General features: G+C 69.1%; 15 protein-coding genes. 4 read left to right on the forward strand and 11 right to left on the reverse strand.

What is annotated here, in order from left to right; all coding sequences use genetic code 11:
- Positions 1-51: 51 nt before the first annotated feature.
- Both OG272_RS14235 and OG272_RS14240 read right to left on the reverse strand, forming a co-directional pair.
- Entirely contained in the window at positions 52-1,338 is a 1,287-nt protein-coding gene (locus OG272_RS14235; RefSeq protein ID WP_405893522.1) for a hypothetical protein, read from the reverse strand.
- Positions 1,339-1,385: 47 nt separating this feature from the next.
- Positions 1,386-3,512, reverse strand: a complete 2,127-nt coding sequence (locus OG272_RS14240) for a transglycosylase domain-containing protein (protein ID WP_405896019.1) — start codon at positions 3,510-3,512, stop codon at positions 1,386-1,388.
- A 470-nt stretch (positions 3,513-3,982) separates the two neighbouring features.
- On the opposite strand from OG272_RS14240, the gene OG272_RS14245 reads away from it, so the two are divergent.
- Both OG272_RS14245 and OG272_RS14250 read left to right on the forward strand, forming a co-directional pair.
- A complete protein-coding gene (locus OG272_RS14245; RefSeq protein WP_328222921.1) occupies positions 3,983-4,204 on the forward strand; it encodes a zinc ribbon domain-containing protein in 222 nt (73 codons plus the stop codon).
- Between the two features lie 156 nt (positions 4,205-4,360).
- On the forward strand, positions 4,361-5,068 hold the full coding sequence (locus OG272_RS14250) for a DedA family protein (protein ID WP_405896020.1): 708 nt from the start codon (positions 4,361-4,363) through the stop codon (positions 5,066-5,068).
- Between the two features lie 19 nt (positions 5,069-5,087).
- On the opposite strand, the gene OG272_RS14255 is transcribed toward OG272_RS14250, so the two are convergent.
- From OG272_RS14255 to OG272_RS14265, 3 genes are all read right to left on the reverse strand, one after another.
- Entirely contained in the window at positions 5,088-5,906 is an 819-nt protein-coding gene (locus OG272_RS14255; RefSeq protein ID WP_326583133.1) for an HAD family hydrolase, read from the reverse strand.
- Entirely contained in the window at positions 5,906-8,596 is a 2,691-nt protein-coding gene (locus tag OG272_RS14260) for a phosphoribosyltransferase (RefSeq protein WP_405893524.1), read from the reverse strand. The genes OG272_RS14255 and OG272_RS14260 overlap by 1 nt, the downstream gene beginning before the upstream one ends.
- A gap of 61 nt (positions 8,597-8,657) precedes the next feature.
- The gene (locus tag OG272_RS14265) at positions 8,658-9,824 is read right to left on the reverse strand and encodes an HpcH/HpaI aldolase/citrate lyase family protein (protein ID WP_328507337.1); all 1,167 of its coding nucleotides are present in this window, start codon (positions 9,822-9,824) and stop codon (positions 8,658-8,660) included.
- A gap of 190 nt (positions 9,825-10,014) precedes the next feature.
- On the opposite strand from OG272_RS14265, the gene OG272_RS14270 reads away from it, so the two are divergent.
- Complete coding sequence (locus OG272_RS14270) at positions 10,015-10,848, forward strand: TerD family protein (protein WP_327729951.1); 834 nt, start codon at positions 10,015-10,017, stop codon at positions 10,846-10,848.
- A 154-nt stretch (positions 10,849-11,002) separates the two neighbouring features.
- On the opposite strand, the gene OG272_RS14275 is transcribed toward OG272_RS14270, so the two are convergent.
- From OG272_RS14275 to OG272_RS14300, 6 genes are all read right to left on the reverse strand, one after another.
- Complete coding sequence (locus OG272_RS14275; protein WP_326583129.1) at positions 11,003-11,740, reverse strand: Tellurium resistance; 738 nt, start codon at positions 11,738-11,740, stop codon at positions 11,003-11,005.
- 109 nt (positions 11,741-11,849) lie between these two features.
- The gene (locus OG272_RS14280) at positions 11,850-12,995 is read right to left on the reverse strand and encodes a DUF475 domain-containing protein (RefSeq protein ID WP_326583128.1); all 1,146 of its coding nucleotides are present in this window, start codon (positions 12,993-12,995) and stop codon (positions 11,850-11,852) included.
- A 125-nt stretch (positions 12,996-13,120) separates the two neighbouring features.
- Positions 13,121-13,696, reverse strand: coding sequence for a TerD family protein (locus tag OG272_RS14285; protein WP_033527290.1), 576 nt, complete (start codon positions 13,694-13,696; stop codon positions 13,121-13,123).
- 140 nt (positions 13,697-13,836) lie between these two features.
- On the reverse strand, positions 13,837-14,412 hold the full coding sequence (locus OG272_RS14290) for a calcium homeostasis/redox stress adaptation protein (RefSeq protein ID WP_326583127.1): 576 nt from the start codon (positions 14,410-14,412) through the stop codon (positions 13,837-13,839).
- A 113-nt stretch (positions 14,413-14,525) separates the two neighbouring features.
- Positions 14,526-14,984, reverse strand: a complete 459-nt coding sequence (locus tag OG272_RS14295; RefSeq protein WP_405896021.1) for a peroxiredoxin — start codon at positions 14,982-14,984, stop codon at positions 14,526-14,528.
- A gap of 175 nt (positions 14,985-15,159) precedes the next feature.
- Positions 15,160-15,597 carry a DUF3052 domain-containing protein gene (locus tag OG272_RS14300; RefSeq protein ID WP_326583126.1) on the reverse strand — a complete coding sequence of 146 codons (438 nt, stop codon included), beginning with the start codon at positions 15,595-15,597 and terminating at the stop codon, positions 15,160-15,162.
- A 414-nt stretch (positions 15,598-16,011) separates the two neighbouring features.
- On the opposite strand from OG272_RS14300, the gene aceE reads away from it, so the two are divergent.
- Complete coding sequence (aceE, locus tag OG272_RS14305) at positions 16,012-18,759, forward strand: pyruvate dehydrogenase (acetyl-transferring), homodimeric type (protein ID WP_326583125.1); 2,748 nt, start codon at positions 16,012-16,014, stop codon at positions 18,757-18,759.
- Positions 18,760-18,773: the final 14 nt, after the last annotated feature.

Genomic DNA, 18,773 nt, shown 5'->3' on the forward strand with positions numbered 1-18,773 from the left:
CTCCTCAAGTGAAGTGAGGCCGGGGGGCATAACAAGTGGGCAACTGTGCGTTTATTTCACGACCGTCGCCCAGTCGTCCGGCGCCTGGGCGGGATCGAGTCCGCGCAGGTTCGCCAGGGTCTCCGGGGTCTGGACGTCCATCCAGTCGGCCAGTTCGTCGAAGGACACGCACTTCACGTCCTTCTTCACGCACACGGTCTTGATGACCTCGTCGACGGCGTTCATGTAGATGCCGCCGTTCCACTGCTCGAAGTGGTTGCCTATGAGCAGGGGTGCCCGGCTGCCGTAGTACACGCGGTTGAAGCCGGCCATGTAGGTGTCGATGGTCTCCTGCTGCCAGGTCGGGTACATGGCCGGATCACCCTCGGTCTGGCCCTCCGACTGGTTGTAGAGGAAGTTGAAGTCCATCGACAGCGCCTGGTACTCGTCGTTGAACGGGAGCATCTGCAGCGGGAAGTCCCAGATGCCGTTCTTCTTGCCGGGCCACACCTGGAAGGCGCCCGGGGAGCTGGCGTCGTAGCGGTAGCCGAAGTCCTTGACGGCCTTCAGGAGGTTGCCCTGGCCCTCCAGGCAGGGGGCGCGGCCTCCCTTGATGGCGTCGATGCTGAAGGGCAGCGGGTCGAGGTCGGTGTCGCCGGTGTTGGTCTTCCAGTTCGCGACGAAGGAGTTGAACTCCTTGATCTCCTGCTTCCACTCCGCGACGCTCCAGTCGTTGCCGCCCTTCTCGCCGCAGAAGTGGCCGTTGAAGTGGGTGCCTATCTCGTTGCCCTCCTTCCACGCCTTGCCGAGCTGTTCCAGGGTGGTGCGGACGTGTTCGTCGGTGGGGTAGCTGATCGCGGCGGCGCCCTTGTCGTGCTGGGGCGGGTCGTAGAGGTCCCGCTTCTCCTTGGGCAGCAGGTAGATGCCGGTGAGGAAGAACGTCATGTGGGCGTCGTACTTCTTCGCCATCTCCCGGTAGTGCTGGAAGAGGTTGTCGTCGCCGGCGAGCGCGCCGTCCCAGGAGAAGACGACGAACTGCGGCGGCTTCTCGCCCTTCTTGAGCGGTACGGCCTTCAGCCGCCCCTTCTGCGGGCCGGTGTAGGAGGTGGAGCCGTCCCCGATGACCTTGGTCTTCCCGTCCCACCGGGGCGCCGAGTTCTTCGTGGACCCCTTGTTGCCACTGCCGGCCGACGACGCGGTCGGCGCGGTGTCGGTCGCACGGTTCAGCACCATGTAGCCGCCGACCAGCGAGGCGACGACGAGGAGGGCGGCCAGGGTCAGGAACTGCGGGCGGGTGGTGCGGCGCGGCGCACGGGCTTTGCGACGGCGGCCCTTGTGCGGCTTGCTGCCAGGGTTCATGTACGGCTCATTCTTCGAGGGTGGCGGGTGCGGGTGCTCATCGGTGGTCAGCCGATACTCATCGCACTGGACCAGATGTCGTAGGGGACTCCGGAGTTGGCCTTTCCGGCGATCCCGTCGAGCGGCAGCGGCTCCAGGCTCCTGGCGAGGTCGATGCGGTAGACGACGACGGCGGTCGACACGTCCTCGGCCGTTCCGACATACCAGGCGGCCTTGTCGTCCTGCGTGGTCCCGCCCTTGGCGGCCACCTCGAAGGAGGCGGCACCGGGCGAGGCGGGGTGGTCGGCGCGGTAGGCGTCCGTGAGCGCCGAGGTGACCTCGGCGGCCACCTTGGCGCCCACCGCGCGCTGCGGCTTCGGGGTGTTCAGGGCGACCCTGGACCCGTTGTGGGTCACCTTCCGCACGGAGTACGGCTCGGTGTGCTTGCCCAGGGCGGCGAAGGTGCTGTAGCCGCTGGCCATGCGGATCGCGCTGGGCGTGGCGCTGCCCACGGAGAGCGCGGGCACCTGGGCCCCGAAGCTGGAGGAGAGCAGTCCGGCCGCCTCGGCGGTGTCGCGCACCTTGTCCAGGCCGGTGTCCATGCCGAGCTGCATGAACGGTGTGTTCACCGATCCGGCGAGCGCGTCGTGCAGGGTGATGGGGCCCCAGGACCTGTTGCCGTCGTTGTGGGCGGAGACCTGGTCGCCGTCCCGGTCCCAGTACGGCCCCTCGGGGGTGCTCACCGGCACGGCGTCGTTGCCGTCGTAGATCGTCTGCGGGGTGACAGGTGTAGCCCCGCCGCCCCGTTCCTTGACGACACCGTGTTCGAGGCCGGCGGCGTAGACGAACGGCAGGAAGGCAGAGCCGGACGGGACGGTGGTCGCGTTCGACTCGTTGAAGCCCTGTCTGCGGTGGTCGGGGCCGCCGTAGACGGCGAGGATCCGCCCGTCGGAGGCGACCGAGGAGGCCCCGAAGTGGGCGGTCTTCGCCTTCTTCGGTTCGTCCTTGCGCACCTGTTTGCGCGCCTTGGTGACGGCGTCGGTCAGCTCGGTCTGCCGGTCCTTGTCGAAGGTCGTGTAGATCTGGTAGCCGCCCCGGTCGAACTCCTGGTCGGTGAGGTTCGCGGCCTTCTTGGCGTACTGGGAGGCCAGCTGCACCAGGTAGTCGCTCTGCTTGCCGGTGTCGTACTGGTTCGACTGTCCGATGGGCTCGGGGAACTTCGTGTACGTGGCGCGCTCGGCCTTGGACAGCTTCCCGATGTCCACCATCCGGTCCAGGATCCACTCCCAGCGCTCGACCGCCCGCTTGTGGTTGGCCTTGCTCAGGGTGGGGTCGTAGAGACCCGCGCCCTTGAGGAGGGAGGCGAGGACCGCGGCCTCGCTGACGTTCAGCTCGCTGACGTCCTTGCCGTAGTACGCCTGGGAGGCCCGCTGGATGCCGTAGGTGCCGCGGCCGAACCAGCTGGTGTTGAGGTAGCCCTCCAGGATCTCGTCCTTGCTCATCTGGTTGTCGAGCTTGAGGGCGAGCATGGCCTCGTCGAACTTGCGGCCGAGCGAGCGGTCCTGGGTCAGGTAGACGTTCTTGACGTACTGCTGGGTGATCGTCGAGCCGCCCTGGGTGTCACCCTCGCCGACGGTGCGCACCAGGGCGCGGGTGATGCCGCTGACGGAGATGCCGGGGTCGGAGTAGAAGCTCGCGTTCTCCGCCGCGAGGACCGCCCAGCGCACGTCCTCGGGGACGTCCTTCAGCGGCATCGCCTGGCGCCGTACCCAGCCGGTACGGGCCATGGGCGTGCCGTCGGACCAGAAGTACACGTTGTCCTGCTGCGTGGCGAAGGTGTTGAGGTCGTCGGGTATGTCCGTGGCAGCGTAGGCGACGGTCAGTAGCATGGTGCTGGCGCCCAGGGCCAGCCCCGCGGCCCCGAGCGACTGCCGCCAGGACGGCACCCAGCGCCGCCAGTCCGTACGGTCCGGGCGCGGGTACCGCGGACGCAGTCGGCGGGCGAAGGGCACGAAGGGGTCCAGTCGCGCGCCGGCGACAGCGGTGAACCTGGCCAGAACCGACGGCCTGGGCGCCTTGCGTCGGCCCCTCTTCCCCGCCTGCGGCTGCTCCTGCGGGCGGTCGAACGCACCCGGCTCGGGCAGGCGCAGCTGCATGGTCTCGTCCGCCGGGGCGGGCGGGAGCTTCAACTGCATGGTGAGGTCGGACTCCGACACCTCCGCGCCGCGCCCCTTCGCCGGGACACGCCGACGGCGCGCGCGGCCTTCGCCCTCGGAACCGGTCATGTCCTCCGGGCTAGTCACGGCGAGCTCCCCCGCGCGGGCGGCCCGAGCGATGCGCGGCACTTATTCGGCCGTGCTCGGCAACCTTCCGCCCGCGCACGGCGACTATTCGACCAGGAGACGTGGCCCCCGATCGCCAAAGGACAGCAGTCACTCCTGTCCCCCCTCCCCACTTGGCATCGCCCGTGTGGACGGTCACAGCCGCCACACCCGCGGCCGTGAGTCCCCTGTTCCCCCGGCCTTCCGGCCTCCACACAGCGACCACAAATTATCAGGCACTTTCACAACTGCTTCGGTCGGTAGCGTGAAAATTTGGCCAGTGTGACCGACCAGCCAAAACCCAGGCCCCTTGCCGCCCCGCGGATGCCGGTTAGCCTGGGCCCATGCCTCGCTACGAGTACCGCTGCCGGACCTGCGGCGACACCTTCGAACTGAGCCGCCCGATGGCCGAATCGTCCGCCCCCGCGGACTGCCCGGTGGGCCACTCCGACACGGTCAAACTTCTGTCGACGGTAGCCGTCGGCGGCTCGGCCACCGCGTCCGCACCCGCGCCCCGGGCGGGCGGCGGCGGGGGCGGGTGCTGCGGCGGCGGCTGCTGCGGTTGATCAACACACTTCGATCAACGGCCTCGGGTCCGAGAACGTTCACCGGTCCCGCGGCCGACCACGAACATTAACCGGTCTCTCAGCTCCGCCCCGGGCGTTCACCGTTCCCTCAGGCTCTCTTCAGCTTCGCTCGCCTAGCGTGCCCCCATGACAGCCATGCAAGCGGAGTCGATGAGCGGCGCGCCCCTGTGGATCATCGGTCTGATGGATCTCCTGGGTGCGCCGGGCGCGGGCCTCGCCGTCGCGCTGGAGAACCTCTTCCCGCCGATCCCCAGCGAGGTCGTCCTCCCCCTCGCCGGCTTCGCCGCGAGCACCGGGCAGATGAGCCTCTGGGCCGCCCTGCTCTGGACCACCGCCGGCTCCGTCGTCGGCGCCCTCGCCCTCTACGGCGTCGGCGCCCTCCTCGGCCGCGAACGCACGGTCGCCATCGCCGCCAGGCTGCCCCTCGTCAAGGTCTCGGACATCGAGAGGACGGAGGCCTGGTTCCTCCGGCACGGCACCAAGGCGGTCTTCTTCGGCCGCATGATCCCCGTCTTCCGCAGCCTGATCTCCGTCCCGGCCGGCGTGGAACGCATGCCCCTCCCCGTCTTCACCCTCCTCACCACCCTGGGCAGCGCCCTCTGGAACACGGTCTTCGTCCTGGCCGGCTACTTCCTGGGCGCCAACTGGACGGAGGTGACGGCGATCGCCTCGACGTACTCGCGGATCGTGCTGGGCGGAGCGGCCCTGGCGGTCCTGACCTTCGCGCTGGCCCGCTTCCTGAAGAGGGGCAGGCGCAGCCGCCCCTCTTCAGGGGCGCGGGGAACTGCGCGACAAGCCACGACGGACCCGCAGCCCGCCGACCACAGCACCCCCACCCCCTGACCGGCACGGGTAAAAAACCTCACCGTTCCCGCGAGGCCCGCAAGAACTCCCGAAGAATCCGCTCCCCGGCCACCACACCCCGCTCGGGCAGCGCACTCACCGCAGGCCCGACAAACCCCTCGTCCGCCAACTCCCCATGCCCGGGCCGCCAGGCCCGATCCGCGGCGAGCAACAGATCCGCATCGAGCAAGGAGTCCCCCGCGGCCAACGTCAACTCCACCCCGGTCCGCCGCGCGACCTCCCGCATGGCCGCGGACTTCGTGAGCGGCTTCGGCACGGCGTAGAGCTTGCGCCCCTGGAGCGACACGGTCCAGCCCCGGTTCTCGGCCCAGACCGCGAAATCCTTCACCCACTCCTCGGGGAGCAGCTCGCGCTCGACGACGAGATAGACGAACAGTTCCTCCGCGACCCGGTGCTTGCGCACCCACGCCGGGTCCGCCGTCGCCTCCAGACGGTCCCGCACCTCGGCGAGCGGCGCGCACTCCTGCGCGAGCCGGGCGGTGACCCGCTCGTGCCAGGCGACGTCCGTGACGCCGTCCACCAGCAGATGCCCGCCGTTGGCGCAGATCGCGTACGTCGGCTCCGGCCCCGGCAGATTGATCCGCTGGTACTGCTTGCGCGTCCGGGTCGTCGTCGGCACGAAGACCGCCGCGTCCCCCAGTTCGGCGAGCAGCCCCGCGGCCGTCTCCGTCATGTACGACAGCGGCCTGCTCTCGTGCACCTCGACGGTGAGCAGCCGGGGTGCCCGCGCGTCCGGCATGGTCAGCGCGAGCGCGGCGGCGGAGTAGATGAGCGTACGGTCGAGGTCGCTCGCGACGAGAACCCGAGGACCCGGCATCAGACCGCCACCGCCCTGCCGTCGGCGCCGGTCGCGCCCCGCGTGTATTGCGGGTGGATCAACCCCACGCACGTGTACGGCAGTTCGGCCACCTCTTCCACCGGTACCCCTCTCTGTTCGGCGAGCAGACGTACGTGGTCGAGGTCCGCGCCCGCCCCGGCCCGCGCGAGGATCTTCCACGGTACCCGGCGGAGCAGCACCCGAGTGGTCTCCCCGACACCGGGCTTGACCAGGTTGACGTCGTGGATGCCGTACTCCTCACTGATCCGCTCGACGGCCGCCCAGCCCTCCCAGGTGGGCGTGCGGTCGTCCGCGAGCAGTTCCTTGGTGCGGGCGTCGACGGCGTCCACGACATCGCCGAAGCGATCGGCTATGGCGTCCAGGAAGTCCACCGACACATCGACGCCGGCCAACTCCCGGTAGAACTTGGCCCCGTGGAAGTCGTCGGGTCCGACGAGGTCGGAGCGCAGCACGGTCCGCGAGATGAGCCCGGAGACGGTGGAGTTGAGGCAGGCGGACGGAATGAGGAAGTCCTCGCGCGTGCCGTACGTCCGCACACACGACCCCGGGTCGGCGAGCACGGCGATCTCCGGGTCGAACCCGGTGATGCCGTCGGTCTCCTCGAACTCCGTGAGTGCGGCGGCGAGTTCACGGGTGATCGCGCCCTTGCCGGTCCACCCGTCGACGAACACGACGTCGGCGGGGTCGTGATGAGCCGCGAGCCACCGCAGCGCGTTGGCGTCGATACCGCGCCCCCGTACGATCGACACGGCGTAGTGCGGCACCTCGACCCCGTGCCGGTACCGCGCCCACCGCCGCATCAGCACACCCACCGGTGTCCCGGCCCGTGCCAACGACACGATGACGGGCCGCGGAGACCGCTCCGCCAGCACGGTCTCGGTCACCACCCCCACAGCCAGCGCGATCCGCTCGGCGGAGGCGTCGAGCGCACTGTGGAAGAGGGCCTGGTACTGCTCGCTCGGCTGGTACTCGACCGGCAGGGACTCCGCGTAGTGCGCGCCCCCACTCTGGATGGCCTCCTCGCGCTCCTCGGTCGGCGCCTCCAGCGTCACATCCGAGAGGTCCCGCAGCAGCCAGCCCACGTCCTCGGGCGCATAGGAGGAGAAGGCGGGACCGCGCAGGGGGTCGGGGAGCATGGAGGGCCTTTCGGTGACGGGCGCAGGCGTGGGCGGGTGGGGTTCGGTGGCGGCGGAGGGCCCGCGTGCTCCGGCCGAGGCCGAGGCGGCCGCGGTCGAGGCGCCGCGTGTCGCCGACGCCACCTCGGCCGGCTCGGTCACCGCGGTCCCCTCGAACCGCCGGCCTCCCTCGTCCGCCACGGTGGCCCTCGGGCGGGCCGGTGCTTCCCCGCGGTGCCGGACCGGCGGGACGTACGACGGCACCACGGCGAGCAGCACGTTCGGTGTGTGGGCGGCGAGGGTCGCCGGCAGGCCGTTGTCGGCGTGCAGTGCGGCCGTGTCCGCGACCGAGTCGACGACTGCGACGACCGCGTCGAAGCCCCCGCTGGCCACGTTGTACGCGTACCGCTCCCCCGGCCCGTCCGCGGGGTCGTCGTGCGCGGGGAAGACGATGCGGCTGCGTATCGCGTAGCCGGGGTCGTCGACGGCGAGGACGGGCGACCGCGTGGTGGTGGAGAACCGTACCTCCAGCCCGGCCGCCGACTTCTCCAGCTCCCGTGCGAGCGCCAGCGGCGCGTACATCAGCTCCTCGAAGCCGAGGACGAGCACCCGGCGGGCCTCCGTCGGCAGGGCCTCGGCGAGACGCGCGGCCATGGCGGGCAGAGCACTCTCCAGTCGTGCGCGATGCGCCGGGGTGAACCCGTGCCGGCCCCCGTCGGGCACGCCGGCCGGCCAGCCCAGCTCGACGCGCGTGACCTCCGCCGCCGAAGTCCCCGTGACGGCCGCACCGGCACCCGCGCCCGGCGGCCCGGCGGCCCCCTCGTACTCCGCGACGAGCGCCTGTCCCTTCTCCAGGACCCCCTCCGGCAGCCGCACGGTCCCCTTCGCCGTGGCCACCAGGTCCACCCGCGCCCCGATCTCGCGGGCGAACTCGTCCAACCGCCCCTGGTCGGCCGCCGACCGCATGTCGACCAGCGCCACGACGACGTACCGCCTCCGCGGATACCGCTCGTGCAGCGCGCGAATGGTGTTGAGGACCGTGTTCCCGGTGGAGAACTCGTCGTCGACGAGCACCAGCGGCCCCCGCCCCGCGAGGAGCGAGGGGTCCTCCGGCAGCAGCAGATGCGACGTCGCGTGGGAGTGGGACTCCTCGAAGCCGCCCGCCCGGTCGACGCCCTCGACCGGACGCCGGGTGGAGTGGAGGTAGGGCGCGTCGCCCACCCCGTCCGCGACCGAGTGCCCGAGCCCGGTGGCCGTCTCGGCGTATCCGAGCACGACGGCGGTCCGCGCCCCGGCCTCCCCCAGCAGCTCCCGCACCCGGCGGCCCAGCGCGAACCCGTGCCCGTGCACGACGGACGGCGACTGGGGCACATGCTTGCCGAGGACGTTCGACACCAGCAGATGCGCCCGCTTGGGATTGCGCCGCAGCGCGAGCCCCAGCAGGCCGCTCAGCTCCTCGTCCCCGACCAGTTCGACCCCGAGCCGCTCACCGACCCAGGCCCCGGACCAGACCCCGCCGGACGTGCCGGTCGGGTCGTTCGCTGCGTTAATCATCGATTCCTTAGTCGGTACGGCATGAATCATGAATGCGGACGTCTGTCGGTGGTGGGGGACGTCAGTCGGGCAGACCCGCGGCCAGCAGATCCACGAACCCGATGTCCTCGTTGGCGACGCCGAACACCTCGGCGCGCTGCAGCACCCTTTCCGCCCAGGCGCGGTGCGGCTTGACCTCGTTCATCTTGTTGCGGGAGGCGGACCGCAGGACACCGCCCCCGTTGCGGTCCGGCCGCACGATGTCCTGGGCGTCGCCGAACTCCTCGTGGCTCACCACGGACAGCGCGTGCACCGGCAGGACGTGCGAGGGATGGATGCAGGTCTTGCCGAGCAGCCCGTTGGCCTGGTCGAGGGAGATCTCGCGCAGCAGACCGTCCAGCGCGTGCTCGATGAGCGACTCGCGCAACTCCCCGGCCCGGTTCGCCAGGAAGGGACTCGTGCGCAGCTGCGGCTTGAACATGCGCTCCTGGACCCGGAAGTACTCCCACACCGGCCCGGTCACCGTGAACCCGGTGCCGTCGGCGCGCCCCAGCACGTTGACCACGTCCGCGATCACGGAGGCGACGATCTGGACGTCGTACGCGGTCATGTCGGGCGGGCGGCGCAGGGCGTAGGAGGAGCAGAAGTCGGTGACGCCGAGGCGCAGCGCGAGGACGCGGTCACGGTACTTGTCGACGGTGTGGGCGATGCCCTGGAGCGCCTCTACACGCGTCTCCCTGTACATCAGCTCGGGCGACTCGAGCACCGGCATCCCGAACAGCCGCCGCCCGCTCTCGGCCTCGGCGGCGGTGAGCGCCTCCAGGAAGGCGATGCCCCGCTCCTCGGTGAACTTGGGGAACACGAACCCGGACAGCAGCCGTACGGACGGGCCGAAACGGCGTACGAGGTCGGGTATCTGCTCGGGGTGGCGCACCCGGATGAACAGCAGCGGAGGCTCGACGTCCGGCCGCCCGGCGAGGTCGGCGAACTGCCGGACGAGGTTCTCCTCCGCGCCCAGGACCTCCGCGTCGTCGATGGAGTCCTCCAGGCACAGCACCATGGAGACCACGCCACGCCCGGCCTGCTTGACGATGTCGTCGGCCAGCCGCTCCCGGGTCGCCGGGCTGTAGAGCGTGGCGCCCAGCGCGGCGGCGAGCACGCGGGCCGGGGAGTCGGCGTCGAAGACACCGGGCTCCCGGTGGAAGAGGCGCTGCCGCTCCTCAGGGGCGATGTGCCCGAAATGACGCATGTGATTCCCCCGTGGTTGCTAGGCGTCCGGCCACGATCGTGGCCGGTAATAGTACGTACAAATGTGTGACATCAGTTCCCGCCGGGCGTGAAGTTCTGGTAACCCGACCATGTCGGGCGTGGGACTGTTTCACCGACGGTTCGACGCCCCCGCGTTGTCGTGATCAGGACCGAGAGGGCAGGATGACCGCATGACGCACGCGATGCTGAAGGGGTCGAACGTCCCGATCGAAGCCACGGCGGTCCGCGCCGTGCTGCGCTGGGCGCCCGGGCAGGGCGCCCCGGTGGTCGACGCCTCGGCGCTGCTCCTCGGCCCCGACGGCCGCGTACGGTCCGACGAGGACTTCGTGTTCTACAACCAGCCGCGCCACCCCTCGGGCAAGGTGTGGCGGCTCGGCCAGAAGCGCGTGGCCGAAGGCCTCACCGACACGATCCAGACCGACCTGGCGGGTGTCGAGTCGGCCGTCAGCCAGATTCTGCTCGTGGCCTCCGCCGAGGACGTCTCCTTCGGCCGCGTACGGTCCCTGCGCATCCTGCTGTACGACGCCACCGTCGCCGACGCCGAACCGCTGGCGTACTTCGACATCAAGCCCGAGACCGGCGACGAGACCGCCCTCATCTGCGGCGAGCTCTACCGCCGCGGCGGCGGCTGGAAGTTCCGCGCCCTGGGTGAGGGGTACACCAACGGCCTCCAGGGCCTCGCCACGGACTTCGGCATCTCGGTCGACGAGTCGGCTGCCGCGGCGGCCGACCAGACCGACACGACCCAGACCCCGGCCCCGGCCCCGGAGATCTCGGGCCCCCTGCCGCCCGAGCAGCCCCCGACCGGCGTCCCGTCCCAGCCCGCGTACGGCTACCCTCCGGCGGCCCCCACGCAGCAGCCCGCCCAGCCGGCGTACGGCTACCCCCAGCCGACCCCCGCCACCGCCAACGGACCGGCCTACGGCTACCCGCAGCCCACGGCGGCGGCCCTGGACCCCAACTTCCGCCTACCGCCGCAGGGCCCTCAGTTCATCGGCCGCTGAGGGCCTTACGGCCGGGGGCGCCAGGAGCTTTTCAGGGGCGCGGGGCTGTGTCGGCATGCGGCTCCGCCGCGTGGGCGCGACAGGCCACGAACGACCCGCAGCCGCCGACGCACCTGGTGCCCCGAGCTCGGAGGCGAACCGGCCAGGACCAGCGTCAGCGCTCCGCCTTGGTCTTGTATCCCCGCCCCCACTGCAGCCCCCACCCGTACAACCGGTCGAGCTCCGCCTGGAAGCCGTAGACGAACTTCACTTCCCGGCGCACCGTGATCTCCCCCTTGACGTTCTCTATCAGCACCACCGCACACGACCGTGCCTGCGGATGCCTCTCGTCCAGGCCTATCTCGATCCGCGGCCCGTTGCTCGGATACAGCGTCACCACCGCGTGCGTACGGTCGAACGCCGGCGTCTGGTCGTAGATGTAGACGAACACCAGCATCCGCCTGAAGTCGTCCCGGTGGTCCAGGTTGATGTACATGGTCTCGCCGGACCCCGACCCGAACCGGTCGTCGCCGCTGAGCCGCATGTACGGCGGTTCGTTGATGTCACCGAGGAAGCCGCCCAGCGGCTGCACGACCCCCTTCGTCCCGTCGGCCAGCTCATAGAGACAGCCGAGGTCGAGGTCGACGTTCACCATGCTCTGGCTGTGCGCCTGCACCTCCTCCGGCCTGAGCGCCTTGAAGGGGTGCCGCAGCACGCTCTGCCGCTTCGGCCCGCCGATGTCGGACGTCCGCATCCGCCAGGACAGGTTGACGCGCAGATGGCCCGCCGCCGCGTTCTGCTTGGAGAGGGACACCTTCTGGTGCCGCTTGGTCAGTTCGATCGCGTTGGTCGCCGCGTTGCCCGCGTCGAACTCCGAGGCCCGCCCGCGCCAGAGGTTGTCCAGGAAACTCATGCCCGCCCCACAACTGCCGTGTCGTCGCGTCAACCACCAGCGGGGCGGCCGACGAGGACGCGTCCTCGTCGGCCGCCCCGCTCAGAGCGTTCCCTCACCCCGCGGGTGGTCACACCCCGGAGGAGACCTCCGCCTTGTCGGCGGCGTCAGCTTTTCCCTCTTCGGCCGCCAGCGCCTTGTTGCGGCGGACGGAGGACCAGAAGGACCAGCCGATCAGGACGACACCGATGAGACCGGTGATGATCTCGTTGATCTCGTACTGGATGGTGATGAGGAGGATCGCGGCGAGGGCGCCGATCGCGTAGTGCGCGCCGTGCTCCAGGTAGACGTAGTCGTCGAGGGTGCCCTGGCGCACCAGGTACACGGTCAGCGACCGGACGTACATCGCGCCGATACCGAGGCCCAGCGCCATCAGGACGATGTCGTTGGTGATGGCGAAGGCGCCGATGACACCGTCGAAGGAGAAGGACGCGTCCAGGACCTCCAGGTACAGGAACATGAAGAACGCGGCCTTGCCGGCGAGGGCGACGGCCGAACGCGGCTTGCCCTCGCGCGCCGCCGCTTCCTCTTCCTCGTGCTCGCGCTCCTCTTCCTCCTCCAGCTTGTTCTCGAAGTAGCCGGAGAGACCACCCACGATGAGGTAGGTGATGAGACCCGCGAGTCCGGAGATCAGGACCGTCTGCGCCTTGTCGACATGGGTGCCGCCGTGCTGGTGGGCGTTGGTGGCGAAGGTCATCGAGGTGACCAGCAGGACGATCATCGCGATACAGGCCGACAGCATGTCGATCTTGCCGAGCTTGGACAGCGGACGCTCGATCCAGCCCAGCCACTTGATGTCCCGGTCCTCGAAGATGAAGTCCAGGAAGATCATCAGCAGGAACATACCGCCGAAGGCCGCGATCGACGGGTGGGCGTCGGTCACGTACTGCTGGTACTTGTCCTTGTCGGTGAGCGCCAGGTCGACGGCCTCGATCGGACCCAGCTGGGCGCTGATGGCGACGATCACGACGGGGAAGACCAGCCGCATGCCGAAGACGGCGATGAGGATGCCGATGGTGAGGAAGATCTTCTGCCAGAAGGCATTCATCTTCTTCAGGATCCCGGCGTTGACCACCGCGTTGTCGAACGACAGCGAGATCTCCAGGATGGACAGGATCGCGACGAGCCCGAGCGCCGTCCATCCGTCGTAGAGAACCGCTACTACCAAGCCGAGCGCGGTGACCGCGAACGACCAGCCGAAGGTTTTCAGAACCACTGGCTACCCAATCGTGTGTGTACGGGGTTCCCCCGCGCCGCGCGCGGCTTTACGAACTTTTGAACCCGAAGTCTAGTCGGGCACCCCTCGCACCCCACACGGCCCCGGCTTTTGCGCTTATAGCGCTACGAGACGTTCACTCCGAAGTCGAGTGCGATGCCTCGCAGACCGGACGCGTACCCCTGCCCCACGGCGCGGAACTTCCACTCTCCGCCATAGCGGTAGACCTCTCCGAAGATCATCGCGGTCTCGGTGGAGGCGTCCTCGGAGAGGTCGTAACGGGCGAGCTCCTGGCCGTCGGCCTGGTTGACCACACGGATGAAGGCATTGCTGACCTGGCCGAAGGCCTGGCCCCGGTTCTCGGCGTCATGGATGGAGACCGGAAAGACGATCTTGTCGACGGTGGCCGGCACCCGGGAGAGGTCGATGATGAGCGACTCGTCGTCGCCGTCGCCCTCACCGGTGAGGTTGTCGCCGGTGTGCTCGACCGAGCCGTCCGGGCTCTTGAGGTTGTTGTAGAAGACGAACCACTCGTCCCCCAGCACCCGGCCGCCCTGACACAGCAGTGCGCTGGCGTCGAGGTCGAAAGGGGCTCCGGTGGTGGTCCGGACGTCCCAGCCGAGCCCGACCAACACTTGAGTGAGGTTCGGCGCGGCCTTGGAGAGGGAGACATTGCCTCCCTTGGCGAGTGTGACGCCCATGGTGCTGGTCCTCCCCGATTTTCGAGCTTCAGTTGCTCAACTGTTCAGTTGTCCCGTACGAGCGCGTCCGGCGCCGCCATCGGTGATGACAGCGGCGCCGGACGTGGTGAGCCGGTGTTTCAGGGGACTTCCCCCTTGACTCAGACGTTCACACCGAAGTCCTGGGCGATACCGCGCAGGCCCGAGGCGTAGCCCTGGCCGATGGCGCGGAACTTCCACTCGGCGCCGTGCCGGTAGAGCTCGCCGAAGACCATGGCGGTCTCGGTGGAGGCGTCCTCGGAGAGGTCGTAACGGGCGATCTCCGCCTCGCCCGCCTGGTTCACCACGCGGATGAAGGCGTTGCGGACCTGGCCGAAGGACTGCTGACGGTTCTCGGCGTCGTAGATCGAGACCGGGAAGACGATCTTCTCGATCTCGGCCGGGACGCCCGCGAGGTTGATCTTGATCTGCTCGTCGTCGCCCTCGCCCTCACCGGTGATGTTGTCGCCGGTGTGCTCGACCGAGCCGTCGGGGCTCTTGAGGTTGTTGAAGAAGACGAAGTTGGCGTCGCTGCTGACTTTGCCTGACGATTCCAGCAGCAGGGCGCTGGCGTCCAGGTCGAAGTCGGTGCCGGTCGTGGTGCGGATGTCCCACCCCAGACCGACGATGACCGCGGTCAGGCCCGGTGCCTCCTTGGTCAGCGATACGTTGCCGCCCTTGCTGAGGCTGACTCCCACGAGGTCCTCCGTTTGGTTTCAGGGGCGGGGAGCCCCGTCGTGCGATGGTGTCGGATCAACGTGTCGATCCTAGTGACGGGTTCCCGTTCCCCGAAGGGCTTGGAACCGAAGAATCACAGGGTGTCGAGGGCGGCGAGGTACTCGTTCAGGTCGCGGGCGTCGGGAAGGGCGTTGACGACCGACCAGCGGACGACGCCCTCCTTGTCGACGATGAACGTGCCGCGCACCGCGCAGCCCTTGTCCGCGTCAAACACGCCGTACGCGCGGGAGACCTCGCCGTGCGGCCAGAAATCCGACAGCAGCGGGTACTCCAGGGCCTCCTGCTCCGCGAAGACCCGCAGTGTGTGGATCGAGTCGTTCGACACGGCCAGCAGCTGCACGTCGTCGTTCACGAACTTCGGCAGGTTGTCCCGCAGCTCGCACAGCTCCCCGGTACACACCCCGGTGAACGCGAACGGGTAGAAGAGCACCACCACGTTCTTCTCGCCCCGGAAGTCCGAGAGCCGCACGGTGGCGCCGTGGTTGTCCTTGAGCTCGAAGTCGGGCGCCTTGTCACCGACCTGGATCGCCATGATCTTCCTGAGTCCCTTCATGGACTGTTCGGGTGGCCCAGCCTACGCAGGAGAAACGGCGCGCCCCCCGCCGGGCCCGGAAGGGGTACCGACGAGGGGCGCGGGGAACTGCGCGACAGGCCACGACGAAGCCGCGACCGCCGGCGCGCAGAACCCTCGGGCTCTTGAGCGACGCTTATTTCTTCGTCTTGGCCGCCTTCGGCGTCACCAACCGGCTGCCGCTCCAGTCCTTGCCGACGCTGACGCTCTTCGACGCGGACAGTCCCGCGGTCGTCGCGGCTTCGGAGACGTCGCTGGGCTCCACATAGCCGTCCCGCCCGGTCTTGGGCGTCAGCAGCAGAATCGAGCCACCCTCCTCGATGTACGTGGTGGCGTCCACCAGTACGTCGGTCAGGTCGCCGTCGTCGTCTCGGAACCACAGCACGACGGCATCGGCCACGTCGTCGTAGTCCTCGTCGACGAGCTCACTGCCCACGACTTCCTCGATGGACTCGCGGAGCTCCTGGTCGACGTCGTCGTCGTAGCCGATCTCCTGGACCACCTGCTCGGGCTGGAACCCCAGCCTCGCGGCAGGGTTCGTCCGCTCCTCCGCGTGGTCCGCGGTCGCGCTCACGGGTTGCCTCCTGATCATGTTCGGATGGGGTCGCCCCCTGGGGAATCAGCCACGCGCGTGCGCGAAGCATTGGCCGTAGTCCACACGGGCGGGACCGATCGCGCAAGTACCCAGCCTTTCAGACCGCCGAAACGGTGACGATCCGGGCCGTGTCACCGCAACTCTCTGCGCGGATTCTCAGCCTCGCGTGACACACGCCACACCGTTCTGCCCGTTTTGCGCATTCGGCAACCATCTGGGGGTACGAGCATCGAATAGCTTTACTACCTTTGTCGAGCAGGCGACCCCCCTGGTTACCCCTCGGTAGAGGTGACGTTTGCGTCCCCGAGGTACACGATGGGGGACGGTGCAGGCACCTAGTGAACACCCATGAAGAACCCCTGAAGAGCGGCCCTCTGACAGCTAAGGAACAGCGTGGCTTCCGGATCCGATCGCAATCCGATCATCATTGGCGGCCTTCCGAGTCAGGTCCCTGACTTCGATCCCGAGGAGACCCAGGAGTGGCTCGACTCGCTCGACGCCGCCGTGGACGAGCGCGGCCGTGAGCGCGCGCGCTACCTGATGCTCCGGCTCATCGAGCGGGCCCGTGAGAAGCGCGTGGCCGTGCCCGAGATGCGCAGCACGGACTACGTCAACACCATCCCGACCAAGGCCGAGCCGTTCTTCCCGGGCAACGAGGAGATCGAGCGGAAGATCCTCAACGCGACCCGGTGGAACGCCGCCGTCATGGTGTCGCGCGCCCAGCGGCCCGGCATCGGCGTCGGTGGCCACATCGCGACCTTCGCGTCCTCCGCCTCCCTCTACGACGTGGGCTTCAACCACTTCTTCCGCGGCAAGGACGAGGGCGACGGCGGCGACCAGATCTTCTTCCAGGGCCACGCCTCCCCCGGCATCTACGCCCGCGCGTACATGCTGGACCGGCTCGACGACCAGCAGCTGGACGCCTTCCGCCAGGAGAAGTCGAAGGCGCCGTACGGCCTGTCCAGCTATCCGCACCCGCGGCTGATGCCGGACTTCTGGGAGTTCCCGACCGTGTCCATGGGCCTCGGTCCGCTGGGCGCGATCTACCAGGCGCGGATGAACCGGTACATGGAGGCGCGCGGCATCGCCGACACCTCCAAGTCCCATGTCTGGGCGTTCCTCGGCGACGGCGAGATGGACGAGCCGGAATCACTCGGCCAGCTGACGATCGCCGCCCGCGAGGGCCTCGACAACCTGACCTTCGTGGTGAACTGCAACCTGCAGCGCCTCGACGGTCCGGTGCGCGGCAACGGCAAGGTCATCCAGGAGCTGGAGTCGGTCTTCCGGGGCGCCGGCTGGAACGTGATCAAGCTGGTCTGGGACCGCTCGTGGGACCCGCTGCTCGCGCAGGACCGCGACGGTGTGCTGGTCAACCGCATGAACACCACGCCGGACGGCCAGTACCAGACGTACGCCACCGAGACCGGCGCGTACATCCGCGACCACTTCTTCGGTGACGACCACCGGCTGCGCGCGATGGTCGAGAACATGACCGACGACCAGATCCTGCACCTGGGCCGCGGCGGCCACGACCACCGCAAGATCTACGCGGCGTACAAGGCGGCCCATGAGCACAAGGGCCAGCCGACGGTCATCCTGGCGAAGACGGTCAAGGGCTGGACGCTGGGCCCGAACTTCGAGGGCCGCAACGCCACGCACCAGATGAAGAAGCTGACGGTCGCCGACCTCAAGGGCTTCCGTGACCGCCTCCACCTGCCCATCTCCGACAAGGAGCTGGAGTCCGGCGTGCCGCCGTACTACCACCCGGGGCGGGACTCGGAGGAGATCCAGTACATGCACGACCGGCGCAAGGGGCTCGGCGGGTACGTCCCGACGCGTGTCGTGCGCGCGAAGCCTCTGCCGCTGCCCGAGGACAAGACGTACGCGAGTGTGAAGAAGGGGTCCGGTCAGCAGTCGATCGCCACGACCATGGCGTTCGTACGACTGCTGAAGGACCTCATGCGGGACAAGGAGATCGGCAAGCGGTTCGTGCTGATCGCGCCCGACGAGTACCGCACCTTCGGCATGGACTCGTTCTTCCCGAGCGCGAAGATCTACAACCCGCTGGGCCAGCAGTACGAGGCGGTCGACCGCGATCTGCTGCTCGCCTACAAGGAGTCGCCGACCGGGCAGATGCTGCACGACGGCATCTCCGAGGCGGGCTGCACGGCCTCGCTGATCGCGGCCGGTTCGGCGTACGCCACGCACGGCGAGCCGCTCATCCCGGTCTATGTCTTCTACTCGATGTTCGGTTTCCAGCGCACCGGCGACCAGTTCTGGCAGATGGCCGACCAGCTGGCGCGCGGCTTCGTCCTGGGTGCGACCGCCGGCCGTACGACACTGACCGGTGAGGGCCTCCAGCACGCGGACGGGCACTCGCAGCTGCTCGCCTCGACGAACCCGGGCTGTGTCGCGTACGACCCGGCGTTCGGGTACGAGATCGCGCACATCGTGAAGGACGGTCTGCGCCGGATGTACGGCGAGACCGCCGACGGCAAGCCGGGCGAGGACGTCTTCTACTACCTCACCGTCTACAACGAGCCGATCCAGCACCCGGCCGAGCCGGCGGACGTGGACGTCGAGGGCATCCTCAAGGGCATCCACCGCTACCGGGCGGGCGAGGCGGGCTCGATCCCCGCGCAGATCATCGCCTCCGGTGTCGCGGTGCCGTGGGCGGTCGAGGCGCAGCGGATCCTGGCCGCCGACTGGAACGTGAAGGCGGACGTCTGGTCGGCGACCTCCTGGAACGAGCTGCGCCGTGAGGCCGTCGACGTGGAGCGGCACAACCTGCTGCACCCCGAGGAGGAGCAGCAGGTCCCGTACGTGACGCGGAAGCTGGGCGACGCCGAGGGGCCGTTCGTGGCCGTCTCCGACTGGATGCGGTCGGTGCCGGACCAGATCTCGCGGTGGGTGCCGGGCACGTACCAGTCGCTGGGCGCGGACGGCTTCGGCTTCGCGGACACGCGGGGCGCGGCCCGGCGCTTCTTCCACATCGACGCGCAGTCGATCGTGGTCGCGGTGCTGACCGAGCTGGCCCGCGAGGGCAAGGTCGACCGTTCGGTGCTCAAGCAGGCCATCGACCGGTACCAGCTGCTCGACGTGGCGGCGGCCGACCCGGGGGCCGCGGGCGGCGACGCGTAGCCGTTGCGCTCGGC

Source organism: Streptomyces sp. NBC_00104, from assembly GCF_045160825.1.
Classification (GTDB): Bacteria; Actinomycetota; Actinomycetes; order Streptomycetales; family Streptomycetaceae; genus Streptomyces.